Source organism: uncultured Bifidobacterium sp., from assembly GCF_949292005.1.
Lineage (GTDB): Bacteria > Actinomycetota > Actinomycetes > Actinomycetales > Bifidobacteriaceae > Bifidobacterium.
This window is the reverse complement of record NZ_CASEXV010000014.1, coordinates 1-18,010: the sequence shown is the minus strand read 5'-3', so window position 1 is coordinate 18,010 and position 18,010 is coordinate 1. Positions and strand designations below refer to the sequence as shown.

At 60.0% G+C, this 18,010-nt stretch carries 13 protein-coding genes and 1 pseudogene; 11 read left to right on the top strand and 3 right to left on the bottom strand.

Annotated elements, in window-relative coordinates; genetic code table 11:
- Positions 1-824 (top strand): topoisomerase DNA-binding C4 zinc finger domain-containing protein (locus Q1X90_RS00600; RefSeq protein ID WP_300765721.1); only part of this gene is annotated, 824 nt, incomplete at its 5' end.
- 42 nt (positions 825-866) lie between these two features.
- A complete protein-coding gene (locus Q1X90_RS00595) occupies positions 867-2,990 on the top strand; it encodes an NERD domain-containing protein (RefSeq protein WP_300765720.1) in 2,124 nt (707 codons plus the stop codon).
- A 117-nt stretch (positions 2,991-3,107) separates the two neighbouring features.
- Here the strand turns inward: Q1X90_RS00595 and Q1X90_RS00590 are convergent.
- Positions 3,108-4,120: pseudogene (locus tag Q1X90_RS00590) on the bottom strand (aldo/keto reductase).
- 182 nt (positions 4,121-4,302) lie between these two features.
- Here Q1X90_RS00590 and Q1X90_RS00585 point away from each other — a divergent pair.
- The 8 genes from Q1X90_RS00585 to Q1X90_RS00550 all read left to right on the top strand — a co-directional run bounded on the left by Q1X90_RS00585 (position 4,303) and on the right by Q1X90_RS00550 (position 15,546).
- A complete protein-coding gene (locus tag Q1X90_RS00585) occupies positions 4,303-6,591 on the top strand; it encodes an alpha-galactosidase (RefSeq protein WP_300765719.1) in 2,289 nt (762 codons plus the stop codon).
- A gap of 96 nt (positions 6,592-6,687) precedes the next feature.
- Positions 6,688-7,794 carry an alpha/beta hydrolase gene (locus tag Q1X90_RS00580; protein ID WP_300765718.1) on the top strand — a complete coding sequence of 369 codons (1,107 nt, stop codon included), beginning with the start codon at positions 6,688-6,690 and terminating at the stop codon, positions 7,792-7,794.
- Between the two features lie 184 nt (positions 7,795-7,978).
- A complete protein-coding gene (locus Q1X90_RS00575; RefSeq protein WP_300765717.1) occupies positions 7,979-8,710 on the top strand; it encodes an MIP/aquaporin family protein in 732 nt (243 codons plus the stop codon).
- A 158-nt stretch (positions 8,711-8,868) separates the two neighbouring features.
- The gene (locus Q1X90_RS00570; protein ID WP_300765716.1) at positions 8,869-10,386 is read left to right on the top strand and encodes an amino acid permease; all 1,518 of its coding nucleotides are present in this window, start codon (positions 8,869-8,871) and stop codon (positions 10,384-10,386) included.
- Positions 10,383-11,393, top strand: a complete 1,011-nt coding sequence (locus Q1X90_RS00565; protein WP_300765715.1) for an asparaginase — start codon at positions 10,383-10,385, stop codon at positions 11,391-11,393. Before Q1X90_RS00570 ends, Q1X90_RS00565 begins: the two co-directional genes overlap by 4 nt.
- A 194-nt stretch (positions 11,394-11,587) precedes the next feature.
- Positions 11,588-13,594, top strand: a complete 2,007-nt coding sequence (locus Q1X90_RS00560) for a heavy metal translocating P-type ATPase (RefSeq protein WP_300765714.1) — start codon at positions 11,588-11,590, stop codon at positions 13,592-13,594.
- Positions 13,595-13,675: 81 nt separating this feature from the next.
- Positions 13,676-14,797: an ABC transporter permease gene (locus tag Q1X90_RS00555; protein WP_300765713.1), complete on the top strand. Its 1,122-nt coding sequence runs from the start codon at positions 13,676-13,678 to the stop codon at positions 14,795-14,797.
- Positions 14,794-15,546 (top strand): ABC transporter ATP-binding protein, encoded by a 753-nt coding sequence (locus Q1X90_RS00550; protein WP_300765712.1) that lies wholly within the window; start codon positions 14,794-14,796, stop codon positions 15,544-15,546. Before Q1X90_RS00555 ends, Q1X90_RS00550 begins: the two co-directional genes overlap by 4 nt.
- Positions 15,547-15,643: 97 nt before the next feature.
- On the opposite strand, the gene Q1X90_RS00545 is transcribed toward Q1X90_RS00550, so the two are convergent.
- Together Q1X90_RS00545 and Q1X90_RS00540 are read right to left on the bottom strand one after the other, a co-directional pair.
- Positions 15,644-16,414: a TIGR03943 family protein gene (locus Q1X90_RS00545; protein ID WP_300765711.1), complete on the bottom strand. Its 771-nt coding sequence runs from the start codon at positions 16,412-16,414 to the stop codon at positions 15,644-15,646.
- Complete coding sequence (locus Q1X90_RS00540; RefSeq protein ID WP_300765710.1) at positions 16,414-17,445, bottom strand: permease; 1,032 nt, start codon at positions 17,443-17,445, stop codon at positions 16,414-16,416. The genes Q1X90_RS00545 and Q1X90_RS00540 overlap by 1 nt, the downstream gene beginning before the upstream one ends.
- A 288-nt stretch (positions 17,446-17,733) precedes the next feature.
- Here Q1X90_RS00540 and Q1X90_RS00535 point away from each other — a divergent pair.
- Positions 17,734-18,010, top strand: a 277-nt coding sequence (locus tag Q1X90_RS00535; protein ID WP_300765709.1) for a zinc ABC transporter substrate-binding protein, incomplete at its 3' end; no start/stop codon positions are given.

Below are 18,010 nucleotides of genomic sequence, written 5' to 3'. Positions count from 1 at the left end.
ATGGGCTGGCGGCGCAGATAGATGTTCTTGTCGTCGCGAGAAAGCTCGTGTACGTGATCGAATGCAAGAATCTGTACGGTGATATAGAAATCACTGAAGAGGGAGATTTCGTCCGTCTGTTGTCCCGAGGCCACTATCGCAGACGTGAGGGAATCTACTCGCCGATCACTCAGAACCAGCGGCATCTTGAACTGATCAAAGCGCTTCGTGGATCCGCTAAAGGTACGATTGCTCGAGCTTTGTTTGAGCGGTTCTTCGACGACACGTATCGGTCGGTCGTCGTTCTGGCCAATCCCCGAACCGTCCTCAATGCCACAGCTGCTCCACGGGATGTTCGCGATCAGGTCATTCGCGCGGATCGTCTGAAGGAGTATATAACCGACGTGGAAAAGCGTGCCGAGCGGGCTGCGATGAATGATAAGGAGATGGAGGAGCTCGCCCGTTTCTTCAAGGACGCGAACGATCGCGCATCCGAAACCGCTGAAGCGGGTTCTCGGCCTGCCGAACAGGCGGAGGCGGCAACTTCGTCGATGCTTGAGTCAAAGGTTGTGGCGACGGTTGGGGTGACTGACGTGAAGGAGACTTCGCAGTCGGCTGGGAACAACGACGCGAATGTTCATGAATCCGACGAGACGGCTGATGCCAGCGACCAATCCGCGGTGAGTGGACGGGCGCAGGATGGGGCGTCATCTCGACCGTCGTGCCCCCGGTGTGGCTCCGAGATGGTTCTACGAACGGCCAGACGTGGGGAAAAAGCTGAAACGCGGTTCTATGGATGTTCGCGTTTTCCCCATTGCCGCGGAATCCTGCCGGTCGAAAGCTGAGCCAAGGGATCGGCGGGGAAGAGGATAGGGGATGACGGATCTATGTCTTATATGGGGGAGTCCGGCAATATGGACACGACGCCGGAGCTTGCGGTTGTGACTTTGATCGTCAATCTGGTCCTGGCAGTGATTGTGTTGCTTGTCGCAATTAGAATCATTCGTGTCTTGTGGCGCCGGGCGCATGGAGGAAGCAGGCCGCCATCAGTTTCGCGTTATGACGGATGGCGCGGGATGTCCATGCAGGAGCGCAAAGGCAATGATGGTGAGGCCACCGTTGCGATGATTCTGGGGATTCTTCCGCGTGATCAATACATTGTGATCAATGGAATCATCATCCCAGACTCACGTGGCACGACACAGATCGACCATGTCGTCGTCTCTGCGATGGGCGTGTTCGTCATCGAGACCAAAAATTACCAGGGACACGTCTATGGGCATAAGGATTCCAACCAGTGGGTCCAGTATCTGGGTGGCCATGAGTATAGGTTCATGAACCCTATTCATCAGAATTTCAGGCATGTGGCCGCGTTAAGAAAACATTTCCCGCAGGTTCCTCCACATGCGTTCGTGTCGATTGTGGCATTTTCCCCGCACACGATTCTGACGGTTGATGAGGGCACCTGGAATACGAAAGTCGTGTCATGGAATGATCTTCCACAGATGATAGAGCTGTACCGTGATCCTGTGATGAATGGGACGAGCGTCAGGGAGTTGGCTGAGGGCATTGTCGCGTTGAACCGGGACTCTCCCGAATCCCGGCGAAAGCATGTGGAGACGTTGGATTCCAGACACGATTTCGATGAGTTTCTCGCGCGAATCGGCAACTGTCCTCGTTGTGGGAGGACTCTCGTCAAACGGCACGGGAGACGTGGAACCTTCTATGGATGTTCGGGGTATCCCCAATGCCGATACACGCATGATGCCGTTGGGATGGACCTGTCCGAAAACGCGTCGCGAGGCGTTGGAGAAACGGAGCGTGGCGGCCGGAATCCGAGTGTACGTTGTGACGTATCCGGAACTCATCCGGACGCGCCGCAAGCCGCTCGGGACAACGTAGTCCACGGCCGGCACCGCGCGGCGGATCCCCTTCGAAAGGACGGAGGCGTTATGCGTACATACAAGGTCATCATCTGGGGTCTGGGGAACGTGGGAAGATCCGCGGTCCGAATGATATCCGAACGTCGAAGCACACTGAAATTGGTGGCGGCCGTCGATGTCGATCCACGAAAAGTCGGCAGGGACGCGGGGGAGTTGTTCGGATTCGAACCCGTCGGGGTTACGGTCACGTCGGACATCGACGCCGCGCTCGCCATGGATGCCGACATCGTTCTGGATTTCTGCCCCACCGAGATGGACGACAAAGGCACCTTCATGCCGTCGGCCGTCCGTACGGTCAAGGCGCTGGACGCAGGAAAGAACGTCGCGACCACCATACCCGTCTACCACTGCAAGGACAGTCAGCCGGAGGTGTATGCGCTTCTCGACTCGCATGCCCGCGGCCATGGAGTCGCATTCGTCCCGTTCGGACTGCTGCCGGGCGATTACGCATCGTATATCCCGCTTGTCATCGCGGGCACAATGGGACGCGTCGACAGGATTGTCGTCCAATCGGGAGAGGATGACTGGCACAACACCTCCGGATGGGTCGACGTCTTCTCATATGGCTCAGATCCGTCACGGTATCCGCAACTGGATTCCGATAAGGACCTTCTGGCGAAGTTCATCTACTCGTACTATTCGTCCGGGGTATATGAGATCGCGGATCGGATCGGTCTGACATACGATCGCCTCTCCTGCAGGCATGAGATATTCACGGCTCCATGCGATTTGGAAACCATCAAAGGGCCGGTTCCCGAGGGATCGATCTACGGCCATCGCTTCACCATGGCCCTTATGAGGGGTGGGAATGAGATGGCGGTGCTGAGATACGTGCATAAGGTCTGCCATAAGCAGACTCCTGAGCTGCCCATATCCAACACGATCCACATCGAAGGATTGCCCGCGGTGGTCGACGCGACGATTGACGGCCTGATACCGGACAGGGAGGGGTATGTCACGTCGGCCGCGCCTGTGGTCAACCTTATTCCACCAGTTGTCAATGGCGGTCTGACCGGTTATGTCGAGGCTTGCGACCTTCCCGTGGTGATTCCGGTCAGGCTTGGCTAGGTTCCACTCGGCTGGCGCTGCCTTGCTGGCGCTCTGACGCGTCCGATGTGTTCCCACGAGAGTGTGATTCGTCGGACGCGTCTTCGTTATTGGGACAGTGGTACTGAGACAGCCCGGTTATCTGTGCATGATCACATCATCGATGCGGCTGAGTTCCTCACGGCTGAACGTCGTGTCGTCGAGGGCGTGGATGTCGTCGATGATCTGAGCGGGGCGGGAGGCTCCGATGAGGACACTGGTGACGCTGTCGTCGCGCAGAAGCCATGCGAGTGCCATCTCGGCCAGCGTCTGTCCACGTTCTTTGGCCATATTCGCCAGTGCCACGATCTGGGAATGGACACGGTCCACATCGCTTTTATGGAGGAACCGGTGGTCGGTGGCGACGCGGGAATCCTGCGGTATGCCACTTAGATACCGATCGGTCAGCAAGCCTTGGGCAAGAGGCGAGAACGTGATAAGCCCTCTGCCCAACGACCGTGTCGCGTCTAGCAGTCCGTTGGATTCGATGGTCCGGTCGAGCAGGTTGTAACGGTTCTGCGCGATGATGAATGGGACGTGGAGATCGGTGAGGATGGAGGCCGCATGTTTGAGCCTTTCCCCGTCGTAGTTGGAAAGTCCGACGTACAAGGCCTTTCCGCTTGTCACGGCCTGGGCCAGCGCCCCCATGGTCTCCTCGAGAGGAGTGTCGGGATCCGGGCGGTGATGGTAGAAGATGTCAACGTAATCCAATCCCAGACGCCGCAGGCTCGCATCCAACGAGGACAGAAGGTATTTACGGCTTCCGTGGTCGCCGTATGGTCCGGCCCACATCTCGTATCCTGCCTTGGTGCTGATGATTAGCTCGTCGCGATGGTGGGCCAGCTGGCGTCTGATGATCTCGCCGGCGTTGCGTTCGGCGCTTCCGGGTTCCGGACCGTAGTTGTTGGCGAGATCGAAATGCGTGATGCCGTTGTCGAAGGCCGTCAGGCACAGCGACGTCATTCGCTCCATCGCCGCGGTGTCCCCGAAGTTATGCCAAAATCCTAGAGATACGGCCGGAAGGCGTAGTCCGCTGTCGCCGCAGCGTCGGTAGGGAAGGAGACCTTGTACCGGTCCGCTGACGGCGTGTATGTGTGTGTTGGCTCAAGCATGATGCCTCCCTGAATCCGCTTGGAGTCTGTCAACCATGGAAGGATCCCACGCGACCTGCGCGTCATCGGCATGGTCTGCTACGGTTTTTCTCTAACGGGTTTGTTTCCGTGATGAGGCGGTGGGCCCGATGACGCGACGAATGGTGTCGCCGAGAGTGACGCGTGGACGGAAGGTGTCGAGAATGACCGTTTTGTTGGATGTCGATTCACATAACAGATGCTTCCACCTGCGGACCGACTCGTTAAGCTACGTTTTCCGGGTTCTGGACAACGGTGTGATCGAGCACCTCTATGCGGGTCCGGTCCTACGAAGGCGCGGCGCCTTCGTCGACCCCGTCGACATCGAGAAACGGGATTCGTCGCCGTCGTGGAATCTTGCATCGGGTGACATGCAGCCCGAGTTGCACATGTTCGAATATCCTTCGTGGGGACATGGCGATTTCCGGACTCCGGCCTTCGTCGTGCGGCAGGGGAACGGCAGTCGGATCACGGAGTTCCGTTACGAGGGATGCTCGTCCGAGGATGGGGTCTCACGCGTGGCAGGGATTCCGTGCTCCTTCGCTGACGGTTCTGACGGTTTCGACGACTCCTACACCCTGACGATCGACCTTCGGGATGTGCTTATCGGATGCATGGTGAGGCTTCGGTACGCGGTCTTTCCCCATCAGGACGTGATCGCGCGCTCAGCCGAGATCGTAAACGATGGGTCGCAGGCGGTTGTCGTCGAATCGGCCATGAGCCTGTCGTTGGATCTTCCGGACAGCGATTATGATCTTCTTCAACTCTCCGGGGCATGGTCACGTGAGAATCATCTGACGAGGACGCGTCTGCGGCCTGGCGTTCAGCAACTCCAAAGCGTCAGGGGGGCGTCAAGTCACCAGCACAACCCCTTCTTCATGCTGGCCAGGCCCGATGCTGGAGAGGACCGTGGCGTCGTATGGGGATTCAACATCATCTATTCCGGGAATTTCAGGAACCGCATCGAAGTCGACCATTATGACATCACGCGCGTGCAGGTGGGCATCAACCCCGAGGAGTTCTCGTGGACGCTTGGGCCGGGGGAGTCCTTCACCACGCCACAGGCTGTGGTTTCCATGAGCGATGAGGGATTCAATGGTCTGAGCGCGAGGATGTCCGAATTCGTCATGAGGCATGTGGTCAACCAGAATTTCGCACGGCGCGATAGACCGGTTCTCATCAACAACTGGGAGGCCACCTATTTCGATTTCGACGAGGGCAGGATTCTCGACATCGCCCGTCGCGCCAAGGACATCGGAGTCGAGCTGTTCGTCCTTGACGATGGATGGTTCGGCCACCGCGACGATGACACGACGTCGTTGGGCGACTGGGTCGCCAACCCACGAAAACTGTCCGGAGGAATCACATCCCTGAGTGACCGGATCCATGCGATGGGACTGGAATTCGGTCTGTGGTTCGAGCCCGAGATGGTCAGCATCGACAGCGACCTGCATCGAGCTCATCCGGAATGGATGGTCGGTCCGCCGGAGCGCGCCCTCACCCCGCAACGCAACCAGTATGTTCTCGACATGACGCGGCCCGACGTTGTGGATCATCTCGCGCGCGCGATGTCCCGCATCATATCCGATGCGCGCATCGACTACATCAAATGGGATATGAACCGCAACATCACCGAGGCATACAGCGTGTCCCTTGGCGTGGACAGACAGGGGGAGTTCTTCCACAGATACATCCTTGGCGTCTATTCGCTATACGAACGCCTTGTCGGCGAGCACCCCGACGTGTTGTTCGAGTCATGCGCCTCTGGTGGCGGCCGGTTCGATCTGGGGATGATGTACTACGCGCCGCAGGCGTGGCTGAGCGACGACACGGACGCGGTGGAGAGGGCTCTGATACAGTACGCGACGAGCTACGGATATCCGCAATCGACCGTGGGCGCGCATGTGTCGGCCGTTCCCAATCATGAGACGGGACGGATCACTCCGTTGTCAACCCGGGCAGACATCGCCTTCTTCGGCGACTTGGGATACGAGCTTGATCTCTCCGCGGCGTCCACCGTGGAGCTCGCCGAGATGCGCGATCAGATCTCCTTCTATGTCTCGCATCGTGAGGTGCTTCAGAGGGGCATCCTCTCGCGTCTCGCATCCCCCTACGAAGGGGATGGGAATCTGATGTCCTGGCAGATCGCAGCGGATGATGGTTCGATCGTGATAGTTGAATGTCTGCGAATCCTCAGCCACCCGAATCCTCCCACTTGTCGGATCCATCCGCGCGGCCTTGAGCCCGGATCCCTCTACGTCGTGCGGCCCTTCGACTCTGCGGCAGATCAGGCGGCTCATGCGGATCAGGCCGTGCTCGCGTCAAACGGTACCTCCTACTATGGCGATGAACTCATGAATATGGGCATTCTCATGCCACAGGCGGTGTCGCCGGGAACTGGACGCAAGGGTGGAGACTTCATGTCGCGGCTCGTGGTCATTGAACGGATCTGATCGGGTGGACGACGTACCACGGCTGGAGCGTTGGAACGTATGTATCACTGCGAAGAATGTGCCGGTGCGAAAAAGCAAAGGAAAGGATGCGCTGCGATGGATGTTGAGCATGCAGGTGGGAATGGTTCATCGGATGGTTGCTGTGGTCGTGTGCGGGCGGAGACCGCCATGCCTGGCGCGGGGAGTGATCGGTGGCCTCCCCGTGCGGGCGATCCGCGCGACGCGACATGGACGGAGATCGGCGATGACCTCAAGGATTGCCAGTGCCCTCCCGATGTCGCTGATGCCGTTTTGAGGACGCGCCTTGCCTTTGCCTCCGGAGACATGTCAAGGGTGCCGTATTGGCATATGCCCGAGGGGGTGGATGCCATCACCGATATCCCTTATGTCGATGACGGCATCCGCGGGCACCTTCTTGATATGTATCTTCCCCACGATGCCGTTGTTCGTGGTGGGCACTCGCTTCCGGTGTTCGTTGACATTCATGGTGGAGGCTTCGTCTATGGGTACAAGGAGTTGAACCGGAATTTCTGCGTGCATCTGGCGAACCGGGGTTTCGCCGTCGTGTCGCTGAATTATAGGCCGGCGCCTCAAACGGATTTCCTGGGTCAACTGCATGACCTCGGTGCCGCGTTCATATGGATGAGGGAGCATCTGGCCGACTATCCGGTCGATTCGGGCCGGATGTTCCTCACCGGTGATTCCGCGGGTGGAACGCTCGCCTTCTACACGGCATCGATGCTTGGATCGGGCGGCATGGCCCGCTCCTTTGGTGTGGAGGAACTGGGATTGACTTTGACCGGATTGGTTCTGGTGTCGGGACTCTACGACCTGGCCCCGTACGCGGGTGGTTGGTCTTCCGCCGAGAGTTCCGGTCAGCGAAGCGTGGTGGACATACTGGGACCGTCATTCTTCGGAACGATGGGATCCGTCGACGAAAGATATCGTTTCTACGACGGCATTGTGCGCAATGTCGACCTTCCCCCGTCCTTCCTTCTCACAAGCAGTGATGATTTCCTCGAATCGGACACTCTGGAGCTGGGTGCGCATCTGGCACGGGCAGGGAAGGATTTCGAGCTTCATGACATCAAACCTGCCCCGGGGACCACTGTCGGCCATGTTTTTCCCGTGTGCATGTCATGGATTCCCGAAAGCGTCAGCATCCTCGACAGGATAAGAGATTCCGCATATGAGCTGATGTAGTCGGACCGCACGTCGTCCCAATGCCATAAGGGGACGGCGCGTTGTACAGTGGACATCTGTTTGCGTCGTCTTTTCCAGACGCGACTACCAACAACAGCAAGCGCGGCCATAGACCCGGCGTCTTCGTGCCTCCACGCGCCCGGCGCCGGAGCCGATGTTCGCGCGGTGAGAGAAAAGAACGGCAGTGGAATACTCCCTCGTCACAAAACTCGCGGCGGAATTCATAGGAACCGCGATACTCATGGTCTTCGGCAATGGCGCGGTGGCCAACGTCGAACTGAAGAATACAAAAGGGCATAGCGCGGGCTGGCTGAACATCGCGATGGGCTATGGGTTCGGAGTCATGTTCCCAGTGCTGATGTTCGGTGCAGTTTCGGGGGCGCACATCAATCCGGCCATGACCATCGCACAGGCCGTGACAGGCATGTTCAGCTGGTCGCTTGTCGTTCCCTACATCGTCGCCCAGCTTCTGGGAGCGGCCGCAGGACAGCTTATCGTTTTCGAGGCGTACTACCCGCATTATCAGGAGACGGAGGACTCCGAGGCCATCTTCGCGACGTTCAGCACCACTGACGCCGATGGATGGCGCCGCAACTATTTCGTCAACGAGTTCTTCGGCACCATGATCCTTGTCCTCGGCGCACTGTGCGTGCTATCGCTTCCCTGGGGTCAGAAGGATCCGGCGGCCGCGTCCATCGTCGTGGGCTTTATCGTTTGGGGACTGGTGACGTCCCTCGGAGGACCCACCGGCCCAGGACTGAATCCCGCCCGCGACCTTGTGCCCCGTCTTCTGCATCAGATCCTTCCCATTCCCCATAAGGGGTCGTCGAGGTGGTCCGAGGCGTGGATTCCGGTCGTAGCGCCTATTCTTGGCGCGATTGTTGGCGCATGGATATTCACTGCCATCTTCGCCTAACGGCTGGAATCCGGAATACGCTGAACGTTTGGTCGGGCATGTATATGTTTCGGAAACATTGCCGTTATATTACGAGTAAACGCATCGCGTGATCAGCGCGGGTGCCGAATGACCACAATTCCATCGAGAAGTACAATTCCATCGAGAAAGGCGCGTTCATGACTACGCCATCCACGCAAGTCGATACGTCGCAGGGATCTTCGACCCGCGATGCCGGAGATTCCGGATACGCGAAGGATCTCAAACCTCGGCATATCCAGATGATTGCCATTGGCGGTTCCATTGGAACGGGACTGTTCCTCGGGGCCGGAGGACGCCTGTCTCAGGGAGGCGCGGGGCTGACCATCGCCTACGCGATATGCGGCGTCTTCGCGTTCCTTATGGTGCGTGCGTTGGGGGAGTTGGCAATCAGGCGGCCTTCGTCCGGTGCCTTCGTGTCGTACGCGAGAGAGTTCCTTGGTGAGAAAGGCGCCTATGTCACGGGCTGGCTGTTCTTCCTTGACTGGTCGACGACCGTCATGGCCGACATCACAGCCGTGGCCGTCTACTTCCACTATTGGAAGAGCCTGCAGGTCGTTCCGCAGTGGATTCTCGCGCTGGGAGCCCTGATACTCGTCTTCGTGATGAACCTCATGAGCGTCAAGCTGTTTGGTGAGGCCGAGTTCTGGTTCGCCGCCATCAAAGTGGCCACGATTCTCATCTTCATGGTGGTGGCCATCTGGGCCATCGTCACCGGAGCGGCAGTGGGCTCCAGCCATGCGGGACTCGCGAACATCACCTCGCATGGAGGGTTCTTCCCCGAAGGGTTCCCGATCGTCTTCGCGCTCACTTTGGGAGTCGTGTTTGCGTTCGGAGGCACCGAGATGGTCGGCGTGGCCGCCGGCGAGGCCGGAGAGGCGCGCAAGGTCCTTCCCAAAGCCATCAACTCGATGATCATCCGCATCTTCGTGTTCTACGTGGGATCAGTCGCGCTGATGTCCCTGGTTCTTCCCTACACCGCGTACTCATCGAACGAGTCGCCGTTCGTCACCTTCTTCTCCGGACTGGGCGTTCCCTACGCGGGCTCCATCATCCAGGTGGTTGTGCTCACCGCCGCTCTGTCATCGTTGAACGCCGGACTCTACGCCACCGGACGCACCCTGCGGTCTCTCGCGCTCGCGGGATCGGGACCGAAAATCGCCGGGATCATGAACAAGCACCACGTCCCCGCCGGCGGAATCGCCATCACGGCGGCGCTGGGACTTCTTGGCGTTGTTTTGAACGCGGTCCTTCCGTCGGACGCCTTCGACATCATCATGAACCTCGCCGGAATCGGCATCGCCGGAACATGGTCGGCGATCCTCGTCACCCATCTGGCGTTCCTGCGCAAGGTCAAGGAGGGACGTGAGACGCGGCCCGCATACCGCATGCCGGGGGCGCCCTACACGAACTATCTATCCTTGGCCTTCTTCATCATCGTCGTCATATCCAACCTCGTCAGTTCCTCGGGCCGATGGACGCTTGCGCTTTTCGCGGTGGTCGTTGTGGCCATGGTGGTCGGGTGGTATGCCGTGAGGGGACGTATCAACGACCAGATGCTGGAGAGCATCGACCTGTCCGATGACCAGCCGGATGTGCTCACTCCGGAGGAGGCTGCGCGGGAGGCCGCGGAGATCGAAGTGGGCGAGCGGCGATGACCCGCATCCACGTCACATACACCGGTGGCACCATCGGCATGGTGGAGTCGGCGGCGGGGCTTGTCCCTGGCGCGGATCTGAGCGGATGGCTGTATCGACTCCTTGAGGATGAGTCGGATCTGAGGCCCGGCGATGTCACGCTGACGGAGTTGGACCCGTTGATCGACTCCTCGAACGCCACTCCCGAGAGTTGGCAGGCGATCATCGACGATCTGTGGTCTCACCACCATTCCGCCGACGCGTTCGTCGTCCTCCACGGCACCGACACGATGGCCTTCACCGCGGCGGCCCTGTCGTACGCCCTGACGGATTTTGGGAAGCCGGTGATCCTCACAGGATCGCAGCACCCTCTGGGCAATATCGTGTCGGACGCGACGGCCAACGTCACCGGCGCGATTAACGCGGCGCTGTCCGGCAAGGCCCGTGGGGTCACGCTGTTCTTCGGACACCACCTTTTCGTGGGGAACAGGGTGACCAAGCGCTCGTCATGGGCTTTCGAAGGTTTCGAGGCACCGTCCACGGGACCGGTAGCGCAGTCCGGAACCCCGTGGCATTGGGCGCATATCGACATGGGTGGGCGTGGGTGGGACACGCCGCGTCCGTACGGTCGACATGACGTTCCGGTTATCACCTTCGTTCCCGGCGTCCGCGCGCAGCGTCTCGTCTGCATGGTCGACCCCCGACCCGAGGCCGTGGTTCTGCGGACCTACGGCGTGGGCAACATACCCAGCGACGAGCCCGGTATGTCATCATTGATCGCGGATCTGACGGATTGCGGCATACCCGTTGTGGTGACATCCCAATGTCCGCAGGCGGAGGTGATGGTCGGACGGTATGGCGCCGGAGCGGCAATGGATCGCAAGGGGGTCTGTGGGTCCGACGACATGACCTTCGAGGCCACGTACACGAAGCTCATGTTCCTCCTGTCCCAGGGATTGGAGACGCCGGATGTCTGCCGGTGGATGACATCGTCCATTGCCGGGGAACTGACCGAGGGAGGGCGGTGACCGCTCCGTCCAACCTGGTTCCATAAGCGGGCAAGTTCGCCCCATCAAACTCAAAACGTTGTGATTCCAACGTTTTTGGGTGTCTTAGGCTGAGTTCGGTCAGCTTGAGACGGCCACCGTGGAGGTGGCGGGACGATGGGAGGCTCCGTATGGAGCGCGCGGGACGAAGCGATGGGAACCGGACGACCAGGACGATGGCCGTGTCGCGGGGCAACACACTCGCTCTGATCGCACTGATGTTTGCAGGTGCGGCTGCGGGCGTGCTGTGGGGTCCGATGAGGTCCGTGGCCGCATCGCTTCTGGTGGGAGTGGCCATCGTCACCGTGGTCGTGTCCGTCGTGGGAATGATCCGCAACATCCGTCGTGGCCATGTCGGTGTCGATATCCTTGCGATAGTGGCCCTGATGTCCACAATCGTCGTGCATGAGTACTGGGCGAGTTGGATCGTCGTGGTGATGATTTTCTCGGGCCGCGCGATCGAGGAGTACGCCCAATCGCGCGCTCAGCGGAATCTGGCGGCATTGGTGGATGCGGCCCCATCGCGGGCGCATCGTCGTCTTGGGGCCGACGAGTGGGAGACGATACCTGTGGATGCCGTCCATGTGGGAGACGTTCTTCTCGTCAAACCTGGTGAGATCGTTCCCGTCGACGGCGTCGTCCGTGAGGATGGCGCCACGGTCGACATGTCGATGATCACCGGCGAGCCATTGCCTGTGGACATGCGAATGGGCGAGAAGATAGCATCCGGTGCGGTGAACACCGGCGTAGCCATTACGGTGAGGGCGGTTGCGGAGTCCCGTGACTCGCAGTACCAGAAGATCGTGGACCTCGTTCGTTCCGCCCAGGACTCACGTCCGGCTGCGGTTCGCACGGCGGATATGCTGTCGGTGCCGTTCACTGTCGTGTCGTTCGCCATCGCCTTTCTGGCATGGTCCGCGTCCGGCGACGCCTTGCGTTTCGCCCAGGTTTTGGTCATCGCCACGCCATGTCCCCTGCTGATTGCCGCTCCGGTGGCCTTCATGGGTGGAACAGGACGGCTCGCGCGCAATGGGATCGTCATCAAGGCTCAGGATGTGCTTGAGGATCTGGGATCGGTCAGCCACGTGTTCTTCGACAAAACGGGAACGCTGACGGTGAAGCGTCCGGAAGTGTCCAGGGTCGATCTGACCGAGCGTTCTCACAGGTTGGGGATCGATGCGGACGGACTTCTTATTGTCGCGGGCATGGTCGAATCCTATTCCTCGCATGTGCTTGCCAAAGGCGTGGAGCGGGCCGCACGGGACATCTTGGCAGGCGGGTCGCATCGCGCTCCTCGGGTCGAGGACGCGCATGAGATCATGGGAAGCGGAGTCGAGGCGAGGGTCGATGGTCATCTGATTCGCGTGGGACGGCCTTCATTCGTTTCGGTGTCCGAGCCGGTGGCTCCCGTCCTCGCGGATCTGCCCGATCTGACGTCCTATGAGATGGCGGCTTATGTGGGATGCGACGGAGCCATCATCGGCCGCGTCGTGCTACGCGACGTGGCCCGACGCGATTCATGCTCGACCGTGTCTCGGTTGCGGAGGATGGGGGTGTCGCACATCACTATGCTCACCGGTGACAACGCGGTGTCCGCGGAGGCCATCGCCAGCCAGGTCGGGCTTGGGGACGTGCGATCCGGTCTTCTTCCCCAGGACAAGGTCGAGGCGGTTCGTCAAGCCAGGGACGTTCGTCCGCAACGTCTGGCTGATCGCGGAGCGCGTGTCTGGCTGCGCGAGGTTATGCGTCGGATGATGGGCATCCGCGATCGCGGCGTCGTCACCATGATGGTCGGCGATGGTGTAAATGACGCTCCTGTGCTTGCGGCGGCGGACATCTCGGTGGCCATGACCGATGGATCGTCGAACGCCGCGTCCCAATCCGCGCAGTTGGTGATCATGAACGACGACATCGCGATGGTTCCCCGAGCGATCGACATTTCGAGACAGACGAGACGGGTGATGCGCCAGGCCGTGTATGGAGGGCTCATTGCCGCCGTGCTATGCATGATCGTGGCGGGATTCGGCCTGATCCCCGCGGTGTGGGGGGCCATCATCCAGGAGGTCATCGACGTGACGAGCATCCTGTGGGCTCTGACGTCGATCGCCGATCGCAAGAATCGCCATGTGGAGGTCGATGCCCCGGATGCCTCGCAGGATGTGGAGATTGCGCCGGCAGCTTAGCATGGGTCGTGGCCGCCGCATCTCTGCGAAGCTGTGAGGAGGGAACCGGTGGGAGCCACCGGTCGAATCCGAGGGGGCCGCATGTTTCTGGCCATCAACGAAATACGCCACGAGAGGCTTCGTTATGCCCTTGTCGTTCTGGTTGTGCTGCTGATCTCCTATCTCGTCTTTTTTCTCGCGGGACTGTCGAATGGACTCGCGCATGAGAACCGTTCCGCCATTGACTCCTGGAACGCCGACGAGGTCGTCCTTTCCGATGATTCCAATGGGACACTGGCCATGTCCTCGCTTGATTCCTCCCAGATCTCGCAGATCAAGGCCCAGAGCAAGGCGGTTCTTTCGCAGCGTTCGGCGGTGGTGGAAACCGATGCCGATGGATCCGGATCGGATGGGAATACGAGCAAAATCGACGCCAGTCTTCTGGGAATTTCCCGTGACGGCTTTCTTGCTCCCGCGGTTTCACAGGGCCGGATGTTCTCCTCGGAGGGTGAGGTTGTGGTCGATTTGACATTCGCTTCTCGTTACGGTGTTCGTCTGGGGGATCGGCTTGATGTGGCCCGCTCGGACGGAGGGAAGCTGAAGGTTGTGGGATTCACGCGCGATGCCCAGCTCAGCGTGGCTCCCGTGGTATATATGTCCTCGGCGACTTTTGACGGGCTGTTCTCGTCGAGCACAGTGACCTCCAGTGGTGCGGGAGCTTCCAGCGGCACGGTGTCATCCAACAGCACGGTGAACGCCGTGGTCGTGCGTGGGACGGTCAGCCATGCTCCTTCGGACGTGTCGGTGTCCTCGATTTCGGATTTCATCAACGATCTTCCCGGATACCGCGCGCAGGTCCTCACCTTCGGTCTGATGATCGGTTTCCTCATAGCCATCGCGGCCATGGTTGTGGGTGTGTTCATCTATGTGCTCACGCTGCAGAAACGTGCTGTATTCGGAGTTATGAAGGCGCAGGGCATCTCGGATGGGTTCCTGGGCAGGTCCATCGTGGCGCAGACCATGATCCTTTCGCTGACAGGCGTGCTCGTCGGCGCGCTGGCCACATGGGGCACGTCGGCGGTTCTTCCCGACGCGGTTCCGTATCGTACCGATGCCATGCTTGTGTCCCTGTCAGGAGCGCTTCTTGTTGTGTCCGCTTTGGCGGCGGCGTTGTTCTCGGTGCGTGTGATATCACGGATCGATCCGGTGGAGGCGATTGGATGACTGGAATCAGACGGAAGTCGGACGACCTTTCCTCAGATGGAGTTTCCTCAGATGACCTTTCCTCTGTGGCGTTGAGTCTTGAGGGGGTGTCGAAGTCATATCGCGACGGAGATGATGTGGTGCATGCTCTTCGCCCCGCGGATGTGCGGATCGCGCGTGGCGAGTTTGTCGCTGTGGTCGGACCGTCCGGATCCGGGAAGAGCACATTTCTCACCATCGCCGGCGGGTTGCGAACCCCCGACATGGGTGTTGTGCGGGTCGGCGGTGTCGCCATGTCCGGGTTGTCGCGACGCAGGCGTGCCGCGCTTCGACTTCGTCATATTGGTTTTGTTCTTCAGGGATCGAATCTTGTGCCTTTCCTCACGGTTCGCCAGCAGTTCGCGCTAATCGACAGAGCCATCGGACGGCGGGGGGCTGTGGGCGACCGGGCTCAGGTCGATTCCATCCTTCGGGAGTTCGGAGTCGAAGCCGTGGCGGACGCCTATCCCGAGTCGTTGTCCGGGGGAGAGCGGCAACGGGTCGCCATCGCAAAGGCGTTGTATGGGAAGCCGGATGTGCTGCTGGCGGATGAGCCGACCGCGAGTCTGGATTCTCAGAGGGCTTTCGATGTTGTGGATGTTCTCGCGCGTCAGGCGCATGAGGGCGGTCGAGCTGTAGTCATGGTCACCCACGACACGCGGTTGATCGACAAGTGCGATCGTGTCCTGACCATGCGAGACGGACGTCTGTCGGCCGAGTCCGGGCGGTAGGTCGACGCTGGCGGGATTCGAGGAGTAGTCGGGGCGGTCTTACGACGTTCCTCGCTCGATGATGTCCCTAAGTCGATGATGTTCTGAAAATCAGTGGTTATGGCTGGTAGAAATAGCCGGTGGGAGCCTGTGCCGACGAGACACTGGAAACTGCCAGCACCACGCCTTGATGACGGTGCCCGACGCGGCCGATCTGTTGCTCGGTCAGGGTTCCGGTGACCGAGATCCACCGATAGTTCCTCAGCGTGGCGGCGGAGGACCATGAACTGGTGAAACCGATTGGAGTCATGTCGAGAATGCAGCAGGACATGAACTGCCGAGAGAGCCCGAACTCGGTGGAGGATGTCGATTCCGACGCGTCCGAGGTGTCGTCCCTGCTCACGAAGCCGGTGACGGTGACCGTGTACCCCACGTATGTTGATGGATTGTGGTCGATGGTCTGATACCAGTCCGCGAACTCGTCGTTGGAGATGGTGATGTGACGGCTGGTCCTGTCGAGTCCGTGCAGTCCCTTCCCGCTTGTGGTCGTGATGGCGATGGCCCGTCCGCCGGCGTATTCGTCGAATCCCGAGCTTGTGCTGGCCGTGTGCAGAGGTATGACGATGGCGAGCGTGGGTATGACGACGGCCACCAACGTGGCCCGCAACTTCCGTGGGGTGATGCCCAACCGGCCCGAGATGGACAGAAGCGCGAGGATTCCCGTCAGCAGGGATGCGAACACCAAAAATGGTAGGGTCCGGGGTGTCGCCAGCTGTGTGTACGAGCCGCTCCATGCGCTCCAGCCCAAGGCGGTGGACAATCCCGCCAGACACAAGGCGTGGATGACGTCGGGCGTGTGGACCGTGATGAGTCCGCGTTGTGGAGGCATCACAGCAGCCCTTCCGTCAGCGGAATGGTTATGGCGCAGATCAGGAACGCCAGGACGGCGATTGTCGCGATCAGTCTGGCCGTGAAGCGTCCCGTGCAAGCGGACATAAGCATGAGGGTGTTCTTCACGTCCATCATCGGGCCAAACACAAGGAAGGCGAGAAGCGCGGGCGCGGGTATGACGGATGCCAGGCTGGCCGCGATGACGGCGTCCGTGGAGGAACAGATGGATCCCAGATACGCGAAGGCCATCATCGCCAGCATGGCGACGATGGTGGTCGTTGCGGACAGCCCTGATGCGGGGTTGTCGCCCAAGGAGACGCGTACCACGGTCGCGATGGCAACGCCGATGAGCACGAGCGGCATGAGGGTGAGGAAATCGTCGTGAATGTGACGCAGGTAGGTGACGACGGTTGCCTCAGGATTCTTTGGGGGCGTGTGGGTGCATGAGGACGCCGAGGCAGTTGGATCGTTCTCGCGCAACGGAAGACCGCCCGGTGGAAGGATCGCCATCGCGTATCCAGCCGCCAGCGCGGTCGCAAGTCCCAGGCCGGCGCGGGCCGCGACCATCATATGGTTATGAGGGAACGCATACCATGTCGAAACCAGCGATATGGGGTTGAGGATCGGAGCCGCGCATAGAAACGTCACTGCCACGGGCAGGGGAAGCCCACGTTTGAGGAGTTTGGAGAATGTGGGCGCGACAACGCAGTCGCATATGGGAACGACCGCTCCGGACAGCGCCGCGACGAGCATCGCGGTCGATCGTCTGTGTGGAAGGTGTCTGGCGATCATGTCGGCATCCACCCATGTCTCCACCGCCGCGGAGACGACGACCCCCAGAAGGACGAAAGGAAGCGCTTGGAGTATCAGTCCGGACATTCCACGTACGATGCTGTTAACGGGGAACGAGGATGTCCGCTGCTGCAGGGCTGGGGCCGCGGCGATGATGAAGGCGACGCATGGGGCTCCGACCATCAGCCAGAGATACTCGTTCGATGACGTGGTGCGTTTCGCGAGACTGCGTGCCATGTCACCTGCCCTTTCCGTTGTCTACGGCCAATTCTTCAAGCTGCCGACATTCCGATGGTAACCCGATTTTCTGGAGTTTTGGTCCGCGTGATCGTCGAGTCCCTCCAACGACACACCTTATTGAGAACGGTTCCCATTATTGTATACTTGGTCTGGTAAAGCACGACGATGCCCTATGATCGCCCGGAAGACGGTCCCTGGGGCACGGAGGGGGAAGGCTACGGCGTCATGACATCAACACCAATGGATCCTATGGATCCAATAAAATCTATGAAACCAATGGAACCAATGGAAAGGCGCCGGATGCTGCGCGGATGGTCATGGGCCAGGCGCGCGGGCGCGGCCATTGCGTCGGTTTTCGTGGCTATGGGGATGGCCGCATGCTCGTGGCAGGGAGCGTCATCCAATGCAGACGGGGGAACCATATCAGTGGTCGCGAGCATCAACCAGTGGGGATCACTCGCGAAGGAGCTTGGTGGCACGTACGTCTCGGTGACGAGCGTCATGTCGAACACGTCCGTCGAGGCCCATGACTACGAGCCGACGACGCAGAACATCGCGGCGT